Origin of the sequence: Pantoea sp. ACRSC (assembly GCF_022346785.1) — a bacterium.
GTDB lineage: Bacteria > Pseudomonadota > Gammaproteobacteria > Enterobacterales > Enterobacteriaceae > Pantoea > Pantoea alvi.
The window spans coordinates 13,692-29,605 of the sequence record NZ_JAKRNN010000024.1; the positions used below are offsets into that span (position 1 = coordinate 13,692).

At 58.5% G+C, this 15,914-nt stretch carries 23 protein-coding genes and 1 tRNA gene; 4 read left to right on the forward strand and 20 right to left on the reverse strand.

What is annotated here, in order from left to right:
- The first annotated feature begins 125 nt into the window (after positions 1–125).
- From MHZ97_RS18800 to MHZ97_RS18810, 3 genes are all read left to right on the forward strand, one after another.
- A complete protein-coding gene (locus tag MHZ97_RS18800) occupies positions 126–920 on the forward strand; it encodes an SDR family oxidoreductase (protein ID WP_239315431.1) in 795 nt (264 codons plus the stop codon).
- A 223-nt stretch (positions 921–1,143) separates the two neighbouring features.
- A tRNA-Ile gene (locus MHZ97_RS18805) sits at positions 1,144–1,219 on the forward strand.
- Positions 1,220–1,344: 125 nt separating this feature from the next.
- On the forward strand, positions 1,345–1,719 hold the full coding sequence (locus MHZ97_RS18810; RefSeq protein ID WP_239315430.1) for a hypothetical protein: 375 nt from the start codon (positions 1,345–1,347) through the stop codon (positions 1,717–1,719).
- Between the two features lie 22 nt (positions 1,720–1,741).
- Here the strand turns inward: MHZ97_RS18810 and MHZ97_RS18815 are convergent, their stop codons facing one another.
- From MHZ97_RS18815 to MHZ97_RS18880, 14 genes are all read right to left on the reverse strand, one after another.
- Positions 1,742–1,960 (reverse strand): ogr/Delta-like zinc finger family protein, encoded by a 219-nt coding sequence (locus MHZ97_RS18815; protein ID WP_072051019.1) that lies wholly within the window; start codon positions 1,958–1,960, stop codon positions 1,742–1,744.
- Between the two features lie 62 nt (positions 1,961–2,022).
- The gene (locus MHZ97_RS18820) at positions 2,023–3,120 is read right to left on the reverse strand and encodes a phage late control D family protein (protein WP_239315429.1); all 1,098 of its coding nucleotides are present in this window, start codon (positions 3,118–3,120) and stop codon (positions 2,023–2,025) included.
- Positions 3,117–3,602, reverse strand: coding sequence for a phage tail protein (locus MHZ97_RS18825; RefSeq protein WP_239315428.1), 486 nt, complete (start codon positions 3,600–3,602; stop codon positions 3,117–3,119). The genes MHZ97_RS18820 and MHZ97_RS18825 overlap by 4 nt, the downstream gene beginning before the upstream one ends.
- Positions 3,602–6,283, reverse strand: coding sequence for a phage tail tape measure protein (locus MHZ97_RS18830; protein ID WP_239315427.1), 2,682 nt, complete (start codon positions 6,281–6,283; stop codon positions 3,602–3,604). Before MHZ97_RS18830 ends, MHZ97_RS18825 begins: the two co-directional genes overlap by 1 nt.
- On the reverse strand, positions 6,276–6,401 hold the full coding sequence (locus MHZ97_RS18835; protein ID WP_224481611.1) for a GpE family phage tail protein: 126 nt from the start codon (positions 6,399–6,401) through the stop codon (positions 6,276–6,278). The genes MHZ97_RS18830 and MHZ97_RS18835 overlap by 8 nt, the downstream gene beginning before the upstream one ends.
- Positions 6,402–6,412: 11 nt before the next feature.
- Entirely contained in the window at positions 6,413–6,715 is a 303-nt protein-coding gene (locus tag MHZ97_RS18840) for a phage tail assembly protein (RefSeq protein WP_033752527.1), read from the reverse strand.
- 54 nt (positions 6,716–6,769) lie between these two features.
- A complete protein-coding gene (locus tag MHZ97_RS18845) occupies positions 6,770–7,285 on the reverse strand; it encodes a phage major tail tube protein (RefSeq protein WP_033752530.1) in 516 nt (171 codons plus the stop codon).
- A gap of 12 nt (positions 7,286–7,297) precedes the next feature.
- Positions 7,298–8,467: a phage tail sheath protein gene (locus MHZ97_RS18850; RefSeq protein ID WP_103794620.1), complete on the reverse strand. Its 1,170-nt coding sequence runs from the start codon at positions 8,465–8,467 to the stop codon at positions 7,298–7,300.
- A 129-nt stretch (positions 8,468–8,596) separates the two neighbouring features.
- The gene (locus MHZ97_RS18855) at positions 8,597–9,058 is read right to left on the reverse strand and encodes a tail fiber assembly protein (protein WP_239315426.1); all 462 of its coding nucleotides are present in this window, start codon (positions 9,056–9,058) and stop codon (positions 8,597–8,599) included.
- A gap of 5 nt (positions 9,059–9,063) precedes the next feature.
- Positions 9,064–10,386: a phage tail protein gene (locus MHZ97_RS18860; RefSeq protein ID WP_239315425.1), complete on the reverse strand. Its 1,323-nt coding sequence runs from the start codon at positions 10,384–10,386 to the stop codon at positions 9,064–9,066.
- Positions 10,383–10,994 carry a phage tail protein I gene (locus tag MHZ97_RS18865; protein ID WP_239315424.1) on the reverse strand — a complete coding sequence of 204 codons (612 nt, stop codon included), beginning with the start codon at positions 10,992–10,994 and terminating at the stop codon, positions 10,383–10,385. Before MHZ97_RS18865 ends, MHZ97_RS18860 begins: the two co-directional genes overlap by 4 nt.
- Positions 10,991–11,905, reverse strand: coding sequence for a baseplate J/gp47 family protein (locus MHZ97_RS18870; protein WP_239315423.1), 915 nt, complete (start codon positions 11,903–11,905; stop codon positions 10,991–10,993). Before MHZ97_RS18870 ends, MHZ97_RS18865 begins: the two co-directional genes overlap by 4 nt.
- On the reverse strand, positions 11,892–12,248 hold the full coding sequence (locus MHZ97_RS18875) for a GPW/gp25 family protein (RefSeq protein ID WP_239315422.1): 357 nt from the start codon (positions 12,246–12,248) through the stop codon (positions 11,892–11,894). Before MHZ97_RS18875 ends, MHZ97_RS18870 begins: the two co-directional genes overlap by 14 nt.
- Positions 12,245–12,823, reverse strand: coding sequence for a phage baseplate assembly protein V (locus MHZ97_RS18880; RefSeq protein ID WP_239315421.1), 579 nt, complete (start codon positions 12,821–12,823; stop codon positions 12,245–12,247). The genes MHZ97_RS18875 and MHZ97_RS18880 overlap by 4 nt, the downstream gene beginning before the upstream one ends.
- A 90-nt stretch (positions 12,824–12,913) precedes the next feature.
- On the opposite strand from MHZ97_RS18880, the gene MHZ97_RS18885 reads away from it, so the two are divergent.
- A complete protein-coding gene (locus MHZ97_RS18885) occupies positions 12,914–13,798 on the forward strand; it encodes an FRG domain-containing protein (protein ID WP_239315420.1) in 885 nt (294 codons plus the stop codon).
- Position 13,799: 1 nt separating this feature from the next.
- On the opposite strand, the gene MHZ97_RS18890 is transcribed toward MHZ97_RS18885, so the two are convergent.
- From MHZ97_RS18890 to MHZ97_RS18915, 6 genes are read right to left on the reverse strand one after another with little or no spacing between them, the layout of a single operon-like run.
- A complete protein-coding gene (locus tag MHZ97_RS18890; RefSeq protein ID WP_239315419.1) occupies positions 13,800–14,252 on the reverse strand; it encodes a phage virion morphogenesis protein in 453 nt (150 codons plus the stop codon).
- Positions 14,245–14,676: a phage tail protein gene (locus MHZ97_RS18895; RefSeq protein WP_239315418.1), complete on the reverse strand. Its 432-nt coding sequence runs from the start codon at positions 14,674–14,676 to the stop codon at positions 14,245–14,247. Before MHZ97_RS18895 ends, MHZ97_RS18890 begins: the two co-directional genes overlap by 8 nt.
- The gene (lysC, locus tag MHZ97_RS18900) at positions 14,639–14,878 is read right to left on the reverse strand and encodes an Rz1-like lysis system protein LysC (protein WP_239315417.1); all 240 of its coding nucleotides are present in this window, start codon (positions 14,876–14,878) and stop codon (positions 14,639–14,641) included. Before lysC ends, MHZ97_RS18895 begins: the two co-directional genes overlap by 38 nt.
- Positions 14,772–15,206 carry an Rz-like lysis system protein LysB gene (gene lysB / locus MHZ97_RS18905; protein WP_239315416.1) on the reverse strand — a complete coding sequence of 145 codons (435 nt, stop codon included), beginning with the start codon at positions 15,204–15,206 and terminating at the stop codon, positions 14,772–14,774. The genes lysC and lysB overlap by 107 nt, the downstream gene beginning before the upstream one ends.
- Entirely contained in the window at positions 15,203–15,718 is a 516-nt protein-coding gene (locus tag MHZ97_RS18910) for a lysozyme (protein WP_239315415.1), read from the reverse strand. Before MHZ97_RS18910 ends, lysB begins: the two co-directional genes overlap by 4 nt.
- Entirely contained in the window at positions 15,699–15,911 is a 213-nt protein-coding gene (locus tag MHZ97_RS18915) for a hypothetical protein (RefSeq protein ID WP_103794609.1), read from the reverse strand. Before MHZ97_RS18915 ends, MHZ97_RS18910 begins: the two co-directional genes overlap by 20 nt.
- Positions 15,912–15,914 lie beyond the last annotated feature (3 nt).

The following is a 15,914-nucleotide window of genomic DNA, read 5'->3' on the forward strand; positions in this document are numbered from 1 at the left end:
TTCTCGCTGATATGTTCTGCCATTGATAGTAATTATTACGACCATCATATTCCAGCTTGACGGTGAATATGATGGTCGTCATATTAACTACAAATATGACAACCATCATACAACAGAGGTTCACCATGTCAGCATCATCACAAGGCTTTGCTTTAATTACCGGCGCATCAAGCGGCATCGGCGCCACCTACGCTCGACGCCTGGCGGCGCGCGGCTACGATCTGATCCTGGTGGCGCGCGACCAGGCGAGGCTGGAGACGCTGGCGCAGACGCTGCAGCAGCAGCATCAGATTGAGGCGCGTATTCTGCGCGCCGATCTGACTGATGCGGGCGATCTGCGGCGCGTTGAGCAAGAGCTGCGGGACAACCCCGCGATTACGCTGCTGGCGAATAACGCCGGTATGAGCGTGGACGGCGAGTTTATTGATGCCGATATCGATCGCATTGAGACCATGCTGGCGCTCAACATCATCGCCCCTGCCCGCCTGGCCCATGCGGCAGCCAATGCGTTTCGCGCGCGCGGACGCGGTGTGATTATCAATGTCGCCTCGGTGCTGGCGCTGATGCATGAGCGGTTCAACGGCGCCTATAACGGCAGCAAATCCTTTGTGCTGACCCTGACCCGCTCGATGCAGCGCGAGCTGGAGAACAGCGGCGTGCAGGTGCAGGCGGTTTTGCCAGGCGCTACGCGAACCGAGATCTTCGACCGCTCCGGTAAGTCGATTGATGAGCTGCCGGCCGGTATGATTATGGAAGTGGAAGAGATGGTGGATGCCGCACTGGCGGGACTGGAAGCGGGCGAAGCGGTGACCATCCCGGCGCTGGAAGAGATAGCGCTGTGGCAGGAGTATGACCGGGCGCGCGGCGCGATGCTGCCCTATCTTTCGCTGAACCAGTCGGCGTCGCGCTATCGCGACTGAGAGCCTGATGCTTTTAAGGTGAAAGCGAGGGTAAGAACCAGATAAGAGGCGGGCCAGAGCGGGTTTGCTTACCCGCTTTTACTGGAGGGAATAGCTGAAAGCGGGCCGCGTGTTCTGGAAATATTTAGTTTAATCAAGCACTCATGCGCTGGAGGATTTTTGAGCATCCGGCGGATGAGTGCTGGATCGCCTGAAACAGATACATTATAATCCCCGCTCCGCTGGCCCCTTAGCTCAGTGGTTAGAGCAGGCGACTCATAATCGCTTGGTCGCTGGTTCAAACCCAGCAGGGGCCACCAAATTTAAGATTTAAAATCATTGAGTTAAGCCACCTTTTATCGGTGGCTTTTTTGTTTGCCGCGAGACCATTGGCAGCAAAATGGCAGCAGATTTTTTGCCTAATCCTTAGTCTGAGGCTCATAACATGAAAAAAACCGCTTTCGCGCTTACCCTGTTCGCTTCCCTCAGCGCCCTGGCTGAAGAGGTGCCGAAGCCAGTACAAGAAGTGATTAACGTCTATCAACACTCTTCGTCCTCCCTGGAGAATGGTGTGCTTTCAATGACCATCACAAAACCTACCGTTAATGAAGAAATTGCTACCTCATTTTTTCGCGGGATGTGCGATACGCAATATGTTGGGAAAAGCTGGCAACCTTCCCTGATTAAGAAAGTTGTAGTTTTAAACTCTTCTCAGGATCAGGAAGTGGTAATGAACGGAGGCGGCGCTGAATGCAAGAAGTTAGCGCCAATGAATATGAATGAGTCTGAAGTGTATATAAAGTCTTTGATTCAAAAATAAACCCGCATTAGCGGGTTCTTATTTATAACCAGAGCGCGCCCTGAAGTGTTCTGTCAGGATGCGGAGGGGCAGGCTTGACCTTGCCCGGATTCATTATAATTTCTGCCACTGTTTCATGGGACTTGAAGGTGCAACCACAATTGATGTTTTGGCACTGGTTATAGCGCTCCTTCGTTGTCTTAGAAACTTGAAAGCTACTACGCGTATGGGCCGCATTCCCACACAATGGACAATTCATCATAACCCAGCCCCCAATCTCATTTTGGGTGGATAATACACAAAAAACCCCAATTGGGATACTTCTTATTCCATTTCTAATGAGTCGATTTTGACCTCAAGATCAATGCTTGTTGTATAGCCACTGTCCGCACTGAGGCTGTGCGTAAGCGTCGTAACAATCCATTCGCCCGCATCTATCTGCTGCTTGAAGCCCCTCACCTGTACCGGCATTTCGGTATAGAGATCTGCCCGGCCGCGAGCCAGCTGTATAGAAAACGACGCAACTCCGCGCTGCAGGCGCTCCCATCGCATTTTGGCCGCGCGCTCTGCATTGGCCCGGTTTGCATAGGTGCGGCTCAGCACCAGGACGTTTTCATCCGTTCCGATCAGGTAATCGCCCTGTTTAGCTTCTGGCTCTTTTTTCTTTGTCGTCTTTTTCCGCCTGCGCTTTACTTTCGCTACCGGTTTTTTTGTCGGTTCACGGGTATGCAGCCAGCTGGCAATTACTCCCGTGTAGGCGTCGCGGTCAGCCATGGTAAAGCGGTGGCTGTCGCCGTCCTTGCGTTGAATGGTGATCACCGGCAGCGCCTTACCGCTGGCCGTTTTTCCCTGCCCCTGACGTATAAACAGCAGATTGCCGTTTTTGATAGAGGCTATCGCGCCTGACTGTTTCGCCAGGCGCATCAGAAAGCTGGCGTCTGACTCGTTGGTCTGATCAAGGTGATCTACGGCCATCTTCGCCACATCATCACCCAGGGCGATCTTCAGCTTGTGGCGGCCTGCGATGTCTTTCACGATGTCGCCCACGGTAGTCTGGTGCCATGATTTTTCACGCTTTGTATTGAGCGTCTGCCTGAAGTCGGCGCTGCGCGCGCGCAGGGTCAGCCGGTCAGGCGTGCCGGAGTGCTCAATTTCGTCCACGATAAAGGTGCCTTTCGGAAAAAGCGCCTCACCCTGCCAGCCGAGGGCCAGCGACAGAGAGACGCCCCGGCGAGGCAGCAGAAGCTGGCAGTCTGCGTCGTCCAGCTCGATGTCCAGCTGGTCAGCCTCAAACCCCCGGTTATCTGTGAGCGTCAGACTCATAAGACGCTTCTCAATCTTCTGCGTGATGTCCGCGCCTTCAAGCGTCAGCCTGAAAGAAGGGGAATTTGCCTGCCCGTTTATCCATTTCGTGGCGCTCATGAAAGCAGCCCCCCCATCATGCTGGTAACTTTACCCGCTGCGTCCGTCGCCGCGCCCTTTATGGCTGAGAGCTGATCGCTCAGACTGCCGAACATTTCGCCCAGCGTTTCGTCGGTGCGCTTCAGGGTGAGCGTGAACTCAATGCGCCGGCAGACGCCACTGCTGAAAAATTCCGCTTTGGTCTGGCTCAGGCTCTCGATCACAAACATGCCGTAAATAGTGCCGCTTCCCTCTATCAGCGGCCATGCGCGCCCCAGCTCTGCTATCTGCTCCAGCGCCAGCAGTGACAGCCTGCCGCCGGTTATCTCTGGCAGCAGAACGCCCGAAAGCGTCAGCGTTTCATTATCCGGCCCCAAATACTGGAGGGACGAGCGCATGCCTACGCGACTGTTTGACGGAAACCGCCAGCTGCGCTGGATCTGCAGCTCCTGATAAGGGACCGTCTGCAGCATGAAAACGAACATCCCCAGCGTCATCATCATTATTCAATACCTTCTCTGTCGTGGTAGCTGCTGCGGGCGCGGGCCTTCGCCTGTCGCTCTTTTGCCTCAAGTCTGCGCATAACCTCGTCCGCCACGTCCTGCGCGCTCTGCCCTTGCTGCTGCATGATCGTGATAGAGGCATTAACGGTCACGGGCGACATACTGGCCACCGGTTGCGGTCGTGCCGCTTCCTGCCGGTATGCCTGCGCGGGCTGGCTCATCGGATGTAGTGGACGCGCAGCCGCTGGCGTTGCGGCCATGCCCATCGCCAGCGCGGCAGAGGCGGCCAGCGCGGCAGTGCGGCGGCGGCTGGTTATGTTGGCCGGGCCGTTTACAATTTCCGGCCCGTTTTCCCCGACGATGCCGAACTGCCCGGACGGAATATGCCCGCCGGTGTCGTACATCCTCGGAAAAGCCGGGAAGCCGCCCGGCGGCAGCGCCACTTTCCCGTCTGCCGTTACCTGCGCCGGGCGTGGTCGGGCTGGCTGCGCCGGTGCGCCTGGCTTGTCATTGCCGGGCTTTAGAAAGTCCGGCAGGTAATCAGTCAGCGAGGACAGCTTGCTTTTGAGCGCATCCCATTTCTGGCTGATGCCTGCCAGCAGGCCATCAATCATCTGCGAGCCAGCTTCCTTAAAGCGTGCGGGCAGCGCCTTCACGTCGGCCACGATTTCATCCCATTTGGTGCTGATGTAGGTGCGGATCGCCGTCCAAACATTGCTGACTTTGGTGCTGATGCCATCCCACAGCGCGGCAAACTTCGGCCCCAGCGTGTCCCAGTTCTGCCAGATATATATGGCCCCCATGGCAATCAGCCCGATCACGGCCAGAATGGGGTTCGCCATCATCAGCCGCCCCAGCCACAGCACGCCATTACCGACAAGGCCAATAGCCTTACGCATGAGGCCAAAAGAACTAAACGCCTGAAGGCCCGTCTTGTTCATAAGCATACGCATTAGCAGCATGGGGCCGATTGTTGACGCAAAGACCAGCAACGCCGCACCTATCCCTGCTGTCACGATGGCAAATCCCGCCGCTATCTTGAACAGCGCCGCCGTCAGTTGCGGGTGCTGTTTTACAAACGAGCCTAATGCGCCAGCGAGATTTCCCAGCCAGTCGGCCACCTGTTTAAGCACTGGCGCGACCGTCTCACCAATTGCAGCCATTGCATTAGTAAACGAGCCGCTCGCCGCATCCCAGCGGTTTGACAGCGTCTTTAATGAGGCGTCAACGCGCTCCCGCAGAGACGCCTGGTTGTCGAGCTTCGCTGCGGTTTCCCTGTACCCGTCAAGCCCTTTAGTAATCATGTTGTTTAGCACCTGCAGCGTTTCCGCATCGTCGCCAAACATATCTTTGAGCGTCCGCAGCCGCTTCTCGGTACTAAGCGCCTTGAGCTGATCCAGCTGCGCATACATTTTCTTAATACCGGCAAATTCTCCTTTGCCGTTGGTGAAATCAAATTTCACCCCCGTGCCCTTAAGGTCTTCGTTCACCCCTTTGATTTTCTTGTTGTCCATCATGGCCTGCAGCACCTTGCGGTAAGCGTTACCTGCCGAGCCGCCGTCCATGCCCTGCTGATCAGCCATCACAAGCAGGGGCGCAAATTCTCTCGCCGCATCGATCCCTTTCTTTTTGATGATGTCCATGGCGCTGCCGATTTTAGAAAAGCCCTGCAGCATGTTTTCCGAATCCACGCCCGCATAAAATCCCTTCTGAATGATGTCGGTGAGCGCCATCATGTCCTTTTCGCTGGTCTGCGTGGCGTCCTGCAGCTTCGCCGCAAACTCCGCCGCATCGGTCGGGGCCATCTGCAGCTGTACGCCGAGATAGGCCGTCGCCTCACCCAGCCCGCCCAGGATCGCCTGCGCGCTCATGCCCTGGCGGCGCAGCATGGTCATCATGTTCTGAAAGTCCGCCGTGGTGCCGGGCAGCTTGTCGCCCAGGCTCACCGCCAGCCTGTTGATTTTTTCATACTCCGGCAGCACCTTAGCGCCCGGTCCCATCATGGAGGCGGCCAGCTGCGTCGCGGCGTTCTCCGAATCCGCATAGGCGCGCACCGGGGCCATCAGGGTCGCGCCGGTAGCTACGCCGGTTGCCACCATGCCCGCGCCGTTACCGGCCAGCTTATTGCGCGTCTCGGTCAGCTTTTCATGCCGTGCCTGGATGTCGCGTATCTTCTGCTGGCGCTCGCCGAGCTTGCGCAGCTCTGCCTGCTGGCGTTCGATTGCCCCGGTTGCCGCCTGCGCGTCCGTTTTTAGCCGGCGCTGTGCCTCGCTCAGCTGTTTTGTATCAATGCCCGCCGCGTTCAGCGCCTCACGCTGGCGCTGCACCGACAGGCGCAGGCCGTTGTAGGTCTGCTGCAGCTGGCTGGCGCGGTTCTTTGCCTGCTCAAGCAGTCTGGCCTGCTGCGCCGTGGGCCTGTTCGTTTCGGTAAACTGCACGGCAAGGCGCGCCGCTTCCTCGCGGGCGGCCTTCAGGTTGTTGGCGGTAACGGCAAGCTGTGAGCGGGTTTTGCGGAATCCGTCAATGCGGCCCGCCTGCTCGTTAAGGGATTTCAGGCCGTCTTTGCTGGCCTTCAGCGCGGCCGACAGCTCCTTAGAGCCGTCGCGCGCGCTGCGAAAGGGGCGCGTGATTTTATCAACCGCGCTTAATACCACCTGCAGCCGCAGGTTTGTGTCACTCATCGTCACCGGCTCCGCTACGCTGCATCGCTTTATGCCGCCACTCCAGCACGTCCGTCAGAGACTCCGCGTACATCACCGGCGGCGGCCAGTGAAAAACGGTAGCGATGTCCGCTACCAAATCTTCTACCGTCAGGCTGTCGGGAAAGCTGACAGCGCCGACTTCGGCAACAAAAAAGTGATCACCTCGACCGACAGGGACAGCAGATCGGCGGGGTCCATTTCGTTAATTTCCTGCACGGTCAGCGCCGGGTTCGTGACGCGCGGCAGCACGGCCATCATCGCGTTCACGTCCATGTCCATCAGCGCCTGCAGGCGGATGCCGCGCAGCGCCCCGGCCTGCGGTTTGCGCACGGTCACGCTGGTAACTTCGGTTTTGCCGCGCAGAATGGGGGTGTCCAGCTCAACAGCTTTTTCGGTAGTTTTGTCGGTCATGGTTATTTTCCGTTTATACGTTTCAGAGCGGCAGGGCTGCCCCTGCCGGGTTTATCAGAGGCCGAGCGCGTTACGGTGCGCTTCCATGAGGTCGGTGCCGTCCACGATGTGGATCATGTTCACGAGGTCAATCTCGTAAACCACTTCGTTGTTAATGGTCAGCTTGGCGTAGCTGTTGGTCGCGGACACCTTGGTGGTGCTTGAATCGCCGGTCTTCCACTCGCCGGAATCCAGCTCTTTGTAGCGGCCGCGCGTGACCAGTTCGACCGCCTGCACTTCGCCGGTGTCGTCGCGCTGGATAGAGCCGGTAAAGCGCAGCTGCACGCCGTCCACGGTGGCGGTGCCCAGCTGCTTGAACAGCAGCGCCTCGGTGCCGCCTACAGTGAACTCCGTATCCAGCGCGCCGTCGTCCAGGCCCATGTCAATGTCTACCGCACCGGCCATGCCGCCGCCGCGGTACTTCTCAAACTTGCGGGTGACTTTTGGCAGGGTGATGGACTCAACCAGCCCCTGCCAGTTGTTGCCTGCGTTAAACACGTTCAGGTGCTTGAGCTTGCGGGGTAATGCCATGTTTCAGTCTCCTTATGCGCTCACGCGGCTGCTGAAATCGACCAGGTACTGGTCGGTGATGCGCTGGCGCAGCAGCAGGTTTTCAAGCGGTGGCACCGGCGTGTAGTCGTAGTCGATGGTCAGCTTGCCCGCCTTCAGCGTGTCCTTGTCGTTCACGCTTTCATCCAGCCAGCAATCTGCCCCGATGAGGTAGCCCTGATTCACCAGGCTGCGCAGCTTCGCGCGGATGCTCTCGATGATGTCGCGGGCCAGCGACGGGTTCAGCGGACCGTCAACGGCCCACATCTGTGCCTCTGCCATGGTGTCCATCAGCACCTGCGCGGTGCGGGTGTAACACTCAAACTGAAAAAGCGCGTCGTCGCTCAGGCAGCGGGAACCCCAGAAGCGGAAACCGTCCTTGCGGATCAGCGTGGTGACGTCGTTCTGGTTCAGCAGGCCCGCGTCCGTCGCCGGATCCTGCAGGTCCCAGAACACGTCTTTGGAAATGCCGGTGACGCCGTTCACCCCGACGTTTGAGAGGGACTTGTGCCAGCCGGTCTGCTCGTCGATTTTGGCGCGCAGACCGAGCGCGCGGGCGGTGGCGTAGGCCGTCGCGTCCGCTTTCAGCACGGTGTCAAAGTTGATGAAGTCAGGCCAGATAAGCATCCCTTCGCGCTGGCTGAAGTTGGCGCGGTAGGCGATGGCTTCCTCTACGCTTTTGCAGCCGTAGGCCGACAGGTAGGCAAAGCCGCGCAGGCTCTGCGCCACGCTCAGCAGCTCGGTCGCAACGGCCTGCGTGTCATGTCCCGGCACGCCGAGAATGCGCGGCTTGACGCCACAGACGGCCTGCGCGGCCAGCAGCGCCTTCATGCCGGTGCGCTGGCCATCGGTCACGCCGCCGATGATGTTAGCGGTGGTTTCCGCCTCGGTTTCGCCCTGCGGTACGCGCACAACGACGGTGACGGGTTTTGCCTGGTCGGCTATGGCGTCCAGCGAGCGGGCCAGCGTGCCGGACTCGCCAGCCTTGCCGCTGGCGGTAAGCACGTCGGTCAGCAGCACCGGGCGGTTGAGCGGAAAGGTTGCCGCGTCGGCGTCGTCGCCGGTGCAGACCAGACCGACAATTGCCGTGCTGACGGTGGTGATAGTTCGGGTGCCCTCGTTGATTTCCTCAACGCGCACGCCGTGGTGATAATCCTGAGCCATGTGGCGGTTCTCCTGTAAAGGGGTTCCGCTATGGTGAAAGGTGGCGGGCGCGGGCGCACCCTGCGGGCATTGTGTGGAAAATCACACAAGGAACAGCGAAAAAAAGCGCCCCGGCGGGCGCTCATCCTGTCAGACCGGGGGCTGCGGCCACTCTTCCGGCGACTGCGCTTTCGCATCCGCGCGGCTCAGCAGGACGCGGTATTTTCTCCACGCCGTCAGCTGCACCTTCTCATCATCTGTCGCCATTTCCAGATCAACCGCGTCCTGCAGCGTGTCAATTTTCACCGTTGCATCCCGTAGCTTGGCCGTCATGATGGCTTGCTTTGCTTCATTATCTAGCATCGGCACGCGCGGCTCTCCCTGCTTAACTTCGCCGTCAATCAGCCTGGAATCTGGCCCCACCTGCTGGTAGGTTTCTGCTGACACCTCAGTTAAATTCTGGCTTTCGTACGCTTCAACTTCAGCCTGATTCACAGCAACCATCATGGCAACAACGTAGTGCTCTTCGTCCATCTTCAAAAAGAAACGGGTTTTAAATTCATGAAGCTGCGTTTCTTCACTTTGTTCAGTAGCTTTGTTTTCTTCAGCCATTTCAATCACCATACCGCAAAAACATTAATGTTCATTGCCGGGCCATCGTTATATATACCAACCGAGCTAGGCCCTATGCCGTTTAGCCACACCCTGTTACCTGAGTTAAAGTTAGTAATATAAACACCAGGGTTACCCGGAAATGTCACAGGGAAAGTCCAGGTTGTGCTGCCATTTGCATTTAAGTTGACATTTGACCTCGCCCACATTGGCCCATTGGGAAATTTGGTCCATGCTCCATTCCCGTTATTACCGGACTGAAACTGGTCAAGCCGCACGGCATGCGCTGCCTGTGTCGCACCGCCCACACTGAAAGGCGTATACTGGTTTCCGGCCAGTGCGGCATAACTCTGCAATACAAAATTCAGACGGTCATTGTTAACTCCATAAGATCCGGTGCCGCTGTTCGCCATCTGGAATGCCTGTGCCGGGTCGCCGTTAAGCAGTGCTTTTAGCGCCAGTGCTACATTCATCTGCCCACGGTTTACAGCATGTCCGTCAAGTGTGGCGTCTTTGACGAAGAACTGCTGGTTGACGTTGCCCGTCAGCAATGCGCGCGCAGCAAGCTGATTCGTCATTGTGGTAGCAAAGTTCGGGTCGTTGCCCAGCGCGGCGGCCAGCTCGTTCAACGTGTCCAGCGCCTCCGGGGAGGACGCGACCAGCTGCGCAATGGCCGCCTGCACAAAGGCGGTCGTGGCAAGCAGCGTTGAATTGTTGCCCGTCGCTGGCGTCGGGGCTTTGGGCGTGCCGGTAAGCAGCGGGCTGTCTTTGGGCGCATACTGCTTGTGCGGGTCCGCCGCTGCAATATGCTTTGCCATCAAATCGTCCGCGTACTGCCTGACCTCGATCACGGCCTGGCTCACCTTGCTGTCAACATACTGCCGCGTTGCCAGCACCACGGCTGGATCAATCTTCAGGGTGATAGCGTCCGTACTGTTCACGATGATGAGCATGCGCACGGTCTGCGTGCGGCCGCTGCCTTCCTGCAGGGCGGGCTTGTAGGTTTCCGGCGTGTTACAGACCGCAATCAGCGTCCCCTCCGCATCAAACAGCCCCATTTCCCGGATCCAGAATCCGCCCTCCGTTTCGGGAATAACCTGCTCGGCAATCACCTGGCTGGCGTTGGTGGCATCGATACTCAACGTATTAAGGGCCGCCCGGCGCATCTCGTTTACCAGCTTTGTCTGGCTGGCGTTCGGCGTGGGCAGCGTGCCGCCGCCGTCGCCTACGGCCATCTGCGTGATATTCAGTTTTGTGCCGAGCGCGGCGGCGTTGGCAATTTTCGCCGCGCCCAGGTTGGTCACGATTGCGTAAAATTTTTGTGTCATTGTCCGACTTCCATCTGGTCGATAACGTGAACCGCCGCGCCCGCATACGCCGGGCCGCTGACGGAAAGAATTTCCGGGGTGTACGGGTAAACAGAAAGATCGTCACCGTCGTAGCTCGCGGCGGCTATGCGCGTTTCGCCGCTCACCTGCAGGTTGATGGACATGCCCAGCAGGTGACGGCTGCAGGGTTTGGCGTCACTTATGAGCCGCTCCAGCTCGTGATAGGTTTCTTCCGTAATGCCCTGGTCCTGCACGCCGATGTCCAGGCGAAACGTGCCGGGCGTTTCACCAGTTTTCCACCACTCAATAACGCGGATCAGGAACCCGAACGGCTCCACCACGCGCCGGATAGCGCTGATGGTGCCCTTATGCTGATGGATATAAAACGCATCGAGCACCACCTGCCGCTTGACGCTTTCCGCCCAGCCTTCGTCCCATCGGTCCACCGAAAACGCCCAGGCGAGATACGGCAGAAAGCTGACCGGGCAGGTTGCCGGGTTCCACAGGTCGCGCAGGGGTACGTTCAGGCCGGTAATGCCGCTGCAGGCTTCCGCCAGGCGGCGCTCCAGCGCGGACGAGCCGGACGGCATCAGGCTGCTGTTGCTCATATCAGTACCTCGTCAGCCGCCACCGAAATGTCCGTGCCGGTGCAGTTACCCGCTGCCGTACGGTCCAGGATGATGTCCGCAGCCGGTTCGATCATTTCCACCCAGTCCACGCCGGGCACGCGCAGCACCGCCCCGTAGGACTCGCGGCGCACGCTGCGGCCCAGCTTTTTCTGCTCGGTGAGGTAAGCGGCCAGCTGCGCGTTTGCCGCCTCCAGGCAGGGGCCGGCCGCCACGCCATCAAACAGGTGCAGCTTTGCCTTCACGCTGTAGTCATGAATGGTCGCGCCCTGCACGGTGACGCGGTCCGCTACGGGCCGCACCGTTTCCGCGTTTAGCGCGGTGTTCACTGTAGCCAGCAAATCCGCCGCCGCTTCGCCGTTCCCTTCGCGGCTCAGAACGGTGATCAGCACGCTGGCCGGTGACGGGCTGGTTGCCGACACGTCCTGGACGCGGCCGTCCGCGCTCTTTGCGTGAAACTCATAGGCCGCCGTCGGCCCGGCCACGCTCAGCCCCACAAACGCCTCCGGCACGCGCACGCGCAGGGCATCGTCGGTTTCCATCACGGCATCGACAGGCGGCACTGCGTCAGGGTCAGCCGGGGTCACGGTCAGGCGCTGCACGTTATGGTTTGCGGCCAGCTGGTCCAGATCGCTGCCGAGCGCGTAGGCCACCATGACCGCCTGCGCCGCCTCGTTGATACGCTGGCGCAGCAGGATTTCCCTGTAGGTGTTTTCCTGCAGCGTCTTCACCATCGGATCGGACTCCAGCGCCAGCACGCGGCGCACCGCCGCCTGCTCCTCTTTCGGGTAGAGCGCGATCAGCGCCTCTTTGCGCTCGGTCAGCAGGGTTTCAAAGTCCGGCACCTCAATCACTTCAGGCGCGGGCAGCTGGGAAAGGTCAATTACTGCCACTGTTCACCCCCGTTGAAACAGACATGGCAACCGGCGAGCCGTCATCCCGCTGGCCGGTCAGTTCAACCACCATTGAGCCATCGAAGGCGCTGGTAATGTTGACGGTGTTCAGCCTGATGCGCGGCTCCCAGCGGCTGAGCGCGGTATACACTGCCGCCATCACCTGCAGGCGGATCACGTCATTTTGTGGCTGATCAATCAGCACCGACAGCAGCGAGCCGTATTCGCGGCGCTGCAGGCGGCTGCCTTCCGGCGTCATCAGAATGTCCCGTATGCTCTGCCGGATGTGATCGATGTCGGTGATCGCCTCGCCGGTGTTGCGGTTCATGCCGAGATACATCATTGCGGACCTCCTGACATATCGCTGCCGGACTTCACGCCGCCGTGCTGATGGGTATGCACCACGACGCCGTTTGAACTCATGCCGCCGCCGCCCTGCGTCACCGCGCCGTTCATCACGGTTTCGCTGTTGATCCGGGTCTGGTCAGCGTCCACGCCAAACTGCTCAGTGATGAGCCGAATCCCGTCGGCCGCCTCTATGCGCACGCTTTTGATGTTCTTTATCAGCAGCTGGCCGGTTTCCGGCTCGTACTGAAACCAGCCGCCGTCCTGAAACACGGTTGTCGCGCCGTTTTCTGAGTAGTCCGGCGGCGGAAAAGCGTCGGAATAGATGGCGGGCAGCGCAAACGCGGTTTCGAGATTGCCGCCCAGGCTCAGCAGCACAACCTGCTCGCCGACGGTGGGTTTCCACCATGTGCGGGTGCTGCCGGCGCGCATGGTGAGCCAGTTAATCCAGTTGGTTTCGATGTCGCCCGTTTTCACCCGGCACAGCCTGTTCACCGGGTCCACCTCGGACACGGTGCCGGTGCGGATCAGGTTAGTGATAAGGCGCATGATTTCGGTCAGTTTTTCGTTCATTACTAGAGATTGGCATCTAAAAATTTGAAACGGCAGCGTGTAGGATTGTGTGGCCGCTGATACAAGGTAACTTCAAAAAAGGATGAAATAATGGAAGCTCGCCAATACCCTACATATGAACTTCGCGAATTTAGTAACGCTAACGAACTATGGGATGCGCTCTCACCAACTCAAAAAATCGATCCCAATTGCGTCGATAATATTGTGTATCGTGGACAAGCAGATTCAGAATGGAAGTTAATTCCTTCAGTTTTGAGGGAAACTCCGCCCTATATAGTTTCGGGATCTGAACCTAAAGCGGACGAACTTGTTGCAAATGAATTGATTATGATAAATTCTTTTGTGAAAAACTGCGATAGAATAGGAGTTAAAGTACCAAGTGATAGCCAGCATTTCCGCAATGAATATTTGGATATAAGCAATCAAGATAAATATTTTATTAACCCTTCATTATGGCCTAATCCAGAATTACTAGACGTTATGGCTATGGCTCAACATCATGGCGTGCCAACGCGCCTGCTAGACTGGACGCGCTTAGCTTATACCGCTTATTATTTTGCTGCCAGTTCCTGCATGGCTAATTACAAAAACTGGACCAAATATTCAAAATTAGCTGTTTGGGCATTAAATACGGAGCTACTTGCATCCCATCCTCATATTACACTACATGTTTCTGCCGGATCAGTTAGCCCGCACTTAGCCGCCCAATATGGACTTTTTACTGTCCATCCAAATAATGGAAAAAGAGGCGAGGTAATTAGCCCCAAAAGTTTAGATGAGCTGGCTAATGATAGTATTCACCCTATATTTTTTAAATACACACTCCCGGTTAGTGAAGTTTTCCAGGCGGCAAGATTATTATACAAAGCTGGCTTTAGTGCGGCAGATATTTATCCGTCGGCAGATGGCGCTGGCAAAGCGATTTATGATGAAATAAATTACGAAAAAGCCAGGCGCCATATTGAGACTTTGTAGGCTATTGATTGGAGCTAAGCCAGCGCAGCAGGGTGTCGCGCACTGAGCTTTCAACCTCGGCATTTACGCCCAGCAGCGGGCGCTCCGCATATTTGACCATCGTGCCGCGCCGGTTTACCCGGTCGCGAAGGCCGTAGTGATGCACGCGGGCCAGCTTCTGCACGGCAGGCGCAAAGGCTATTTCGGCCTGTTCGGCGCTGGCCTGCGCCTTCAGGTACTTTGTGGTCTTGAGCTTCGCAAACATCTTGCGCCGGATCCGGCCCGGCTTCGTGCGGGCCGTGATGCGGCGGGGTTCCCATGCGGTGCCGTCCGGGGCGCGCTGCGCCGTGATGTTCGCCTGCTGAATGCGGCGCACGTCGCGCGCGACCTCGCGCAGCATCCTTGCCCTGGCCGACGGTTCAAGCTGCGCCAGCAGCGCATCCAGCCAGGCGTCTACCTCATGCAGTTCAGCCATGGCGGGCCGTCCAGAACTCCTCTGGCACGTCCGGCTCCGGCACGGCCTCAATGGTCATTTTTCCGTCCACCTCCCGCGCCAGCACCCGCTCGGTCAGCTTCAGGTTCATGCTGATGTCGCAGCGGTCATTGCCGAGGATGTCGGCCTCAAAGGTGAAGAGCTTTTCCCGCTCGCCGGGGTTCTGCAGGGCGTCCGGCTGATTTTCCCGCAGCCAGAACATTACCGGGGCCATCAGCAGGTTCTGGTCGCCGGTAAAGTCGGTAATCACCACGTTCAGGGTGTAGCGGTATTCCCATGAGATCGACGCGGCGGATGTGGCGACCAGCGCGCCGTTATCCACGAACAGGTGCAGCCGGTCGGGATTGTCCGCCACGTAGGGCACGGCTTTATTCAGGGCGCTTCGCAAGGACTGCGGCTTGTTCATCGTCTTTTTCCTGACAGCTGATAATGGTATCGACTTTGTCCGCGCACGCCGCCCAGGCGGCCTCGGTTTCATCCAGCAGGGCGTTCAGGTCGCCGTTACTTCGCGGCGAGGCCGGGTCCAGCTGGCAGCGGGTGATTTTGGGACAGCCACTCACGGTAAGATTCACCTCCGGCGAGGGCCGGTCGCTGGCGCAGCCGGACAACAGGATCAGGCAGAGGGGAATCAGCCCAGCGGCGCAGGTCTTCATTTTCACGTTTAAGCTCCTCAATGGTGCGTTGCCGGTCGCGCAGCAGCCTGCCGTTTTGCTCGGCGGCGGCATAAAGCTGCGTCTGCGCCTGGCTGTTCGTCTGCGTCAGAATGTTCAGGGCGATCAGCTGGCCGTTCTTCTGCGACAGCTTTTTGCCCTGGTCCGCAATCGCCGCCTGCTGCGTGCTGATGGTGTGGTGCGCATTGCTGAGCCGCCATGACTGCACGCCGAGCGCGGCCAGTATAAGAATGGCAAGCGCTGCTGCCAGCAGCACCCGCTTCATGCGCCCGCCCCCCTGAGACACCATGCCATTTCACGCTGGCGGCGGTTATCCAGCCCCTGATTAAATACGCCTTTTACGTACACCCAGCGCGGCAGCTGTCCGCAGGCATCACGCCATCGCCCCTGTTTCAGCAGCGCTACCATGGTCGAGCCGCAGGCGTTGCCGGTGCCGACGTTGAACGCCAGCGACACCAGCGCGTCATAAACCTGCGGCGGCATTGATACCGCCACGCAGCGCGCCAGTGCCGCCTCGACGCGTAACACGTTGGTGATGAAGTTGCCCGCCGCCTGCCGCTCGGTGATGGTTTTCCCCGGCACCACGCCGCGCGTGTTGCCGATCCCGTCGGTCCAGACGCCGGCGCTGCACTGGTACGGCTGCAGGCGGCAGCCCTCATAGTCCGCGATGAGCTTCAGCCCCTCCACGGAGGTGTGCAGCTGCTGAAAGCCGGGCAGCGTGGCGGCCAGCGCCAGCACCACGCCCACGGCGCAGCGCTTAACGGTTTGCAGATTCATAGTCCTCCCGCGTGATGCGCCCGCTTGCCAGCAGCAGGTAGGTTTTGTGCTTGTAGTACCAGCTGATAAGCGCCATCAGCAGGCCGATGAAGACACCGGCCACGGTAGAAACATCCTTCAGATCCATGCCACCCAGCCACGCCATCACTACCGCCACGCACCAGGTGATAAAGGTGCTGATTTTTTCCCACATAGT

Excerpts from the sequence above, each read along its gene's own strand:
- MHZ97_RS18825 (WP_239315428.1), bottom strand. The coding sequence starts at position 3,602 with ATGATGATGACGCTGGGGATGTTCGTTTTCATGCTGCAGACGGTCCCT.
- lysB (WP_239315416.1), bottom strand. The coding sequence starts at position 15,206 with ATGAAGCGGGTGCTGCTGGCAGCAGCGCTTGCCATTCTTATACTGGCC.
- MHZ97_RS18815 (WP_072051019.1), bottom strand. The coding sequence starts at position 1,960 with ATGATGAATTGTCCATTGTGTGGGAATGCGGCCCATACGCGTAGTAGC.
- MHZ97_RS18880 (WP_239315421.1), bottom strand. The coding sequence starts at position 12,823 with ATGAACGAAAAACTGACCGAAATCATGCGCCTTATCACTAACCTGATC.
- MHZ97_RS18850 (WP_103794620.1), bottom strand. The coding sequence starts at position 8,467 with ATGGCTCAGGATTATCACCACGGCGTGCGCGTTGAGGAAATCAACGAG.
- MHZ97_RS18890 (WP_239315419.1), bottom strand. The coding sequence starts at position 14,252 with ATGGCTGAACTGCATGAGGTAGACGCCTGGCTGGATGCGCTGCTGGCG.
- MHZ97_RS18910 (WP_239315415.1), bottom strand. The coding sequence starts at position 15,718 with ATGAATCTGCAAACCGTTAAGCGCTGCGCCGTGGGCGTGGTGCTGGCG.
- MHZ97_RS18830 (WP_239315427.1), bottom strand. The coding sequence starts at position 6,283 with ATGAGTGACACAAACCTGCGGCTGCAGGTGGTATTAAGCGCGGTTGAT.
- MHZ97_RS18865 (WP_239315424.1), bottom strand. The coding sequence starts at position 10,994 with ATGAGCAACAGCAGCCTGATGCCGTCCGGCTCGTCCGCGCTGGAGCGC.
- MHZ97_RS18800 (WP_239315431.1), top strand. The coding sequence starts at position 126 with ATGTCAGCATCATCACAAGGCTTTGCTTTAATTACCGGCGCATCAAGC.
- MHZ97_RS18860 (WP_239315425.1), bottom strand. The coding sequence starts at position 10,386 with ATGACACAAAAATTTTACGCAATCGTGACCAACCTGGGCGCGGCGAAA.
- MHZ97_RS18845 (WP_033752530.1), bottom strand. The coding sequence starts at position 7,285 with ATGGCATTACCCCGCAAGCTCAAGCACCTGAACGTGTTTAACGCAGGC.
- MHZ97_RS18840 (WP_033752527.1), bottom strand. The coding sequence starts at position 6,715 with ATGACCGACAAAACTACCGAAAAAGCTGTTGAGCTGGACACCCCCATT.
- MHZ97_RS18810 (WP_239315430.1), top strand. The coding sequence starts at position 1,345 with ATGAAAAAAACCGCTTTCGCGCTTACCCTGTTCGCTTCCCTCAGCGCC.
- MHZ97_RS18885 (WP_239315420.1), top strand. The coding sequence starts at position 12,914 with ATGGAAGCTCGCCAATACCCTACATATGAACTTCGCGAATTTAGTAAC.
- MHZ97_RS18820 (WP_239315429.1), bottom strand. The coding sequence starts at position 3,120 with ATGAGCGCCACGAAATGGATAAACGGGCAGGCAAATTCCCCTTCTTTC.
- MHZ97_RS18855 (WP_239315426.1), bottom strand. The coding sequence starts at position 9,058 with ATGGCTGAAGAAAACAAAGCTACTGAACAAAGTGAAGAAACGCAGCTT.
- MHZ97_RS18915 (WP_103794609.1), bottom strand. The coding sequence starts at position 15,911 with ATGTGGGAAAAAATCAGCACCTTTATCACCTGGTGCGTGGCGGTAGTG.
- MHZ97_RS18895 (WP_239315418.1), bottom strand. The coding sequence starts at position 14,676 with ATGAACAAGCCGCAGTCCTTGCGAAGCGCCCTGAATAAAGCCGTGCCC.
- MHZ97_RS18875 (WP_239315422.1), bottom strand. The coding sequence starts at position 12,248 with ATGATGTATCTCGGCATGAACCGCAACACCGGCGAGGCGATCACCGAC.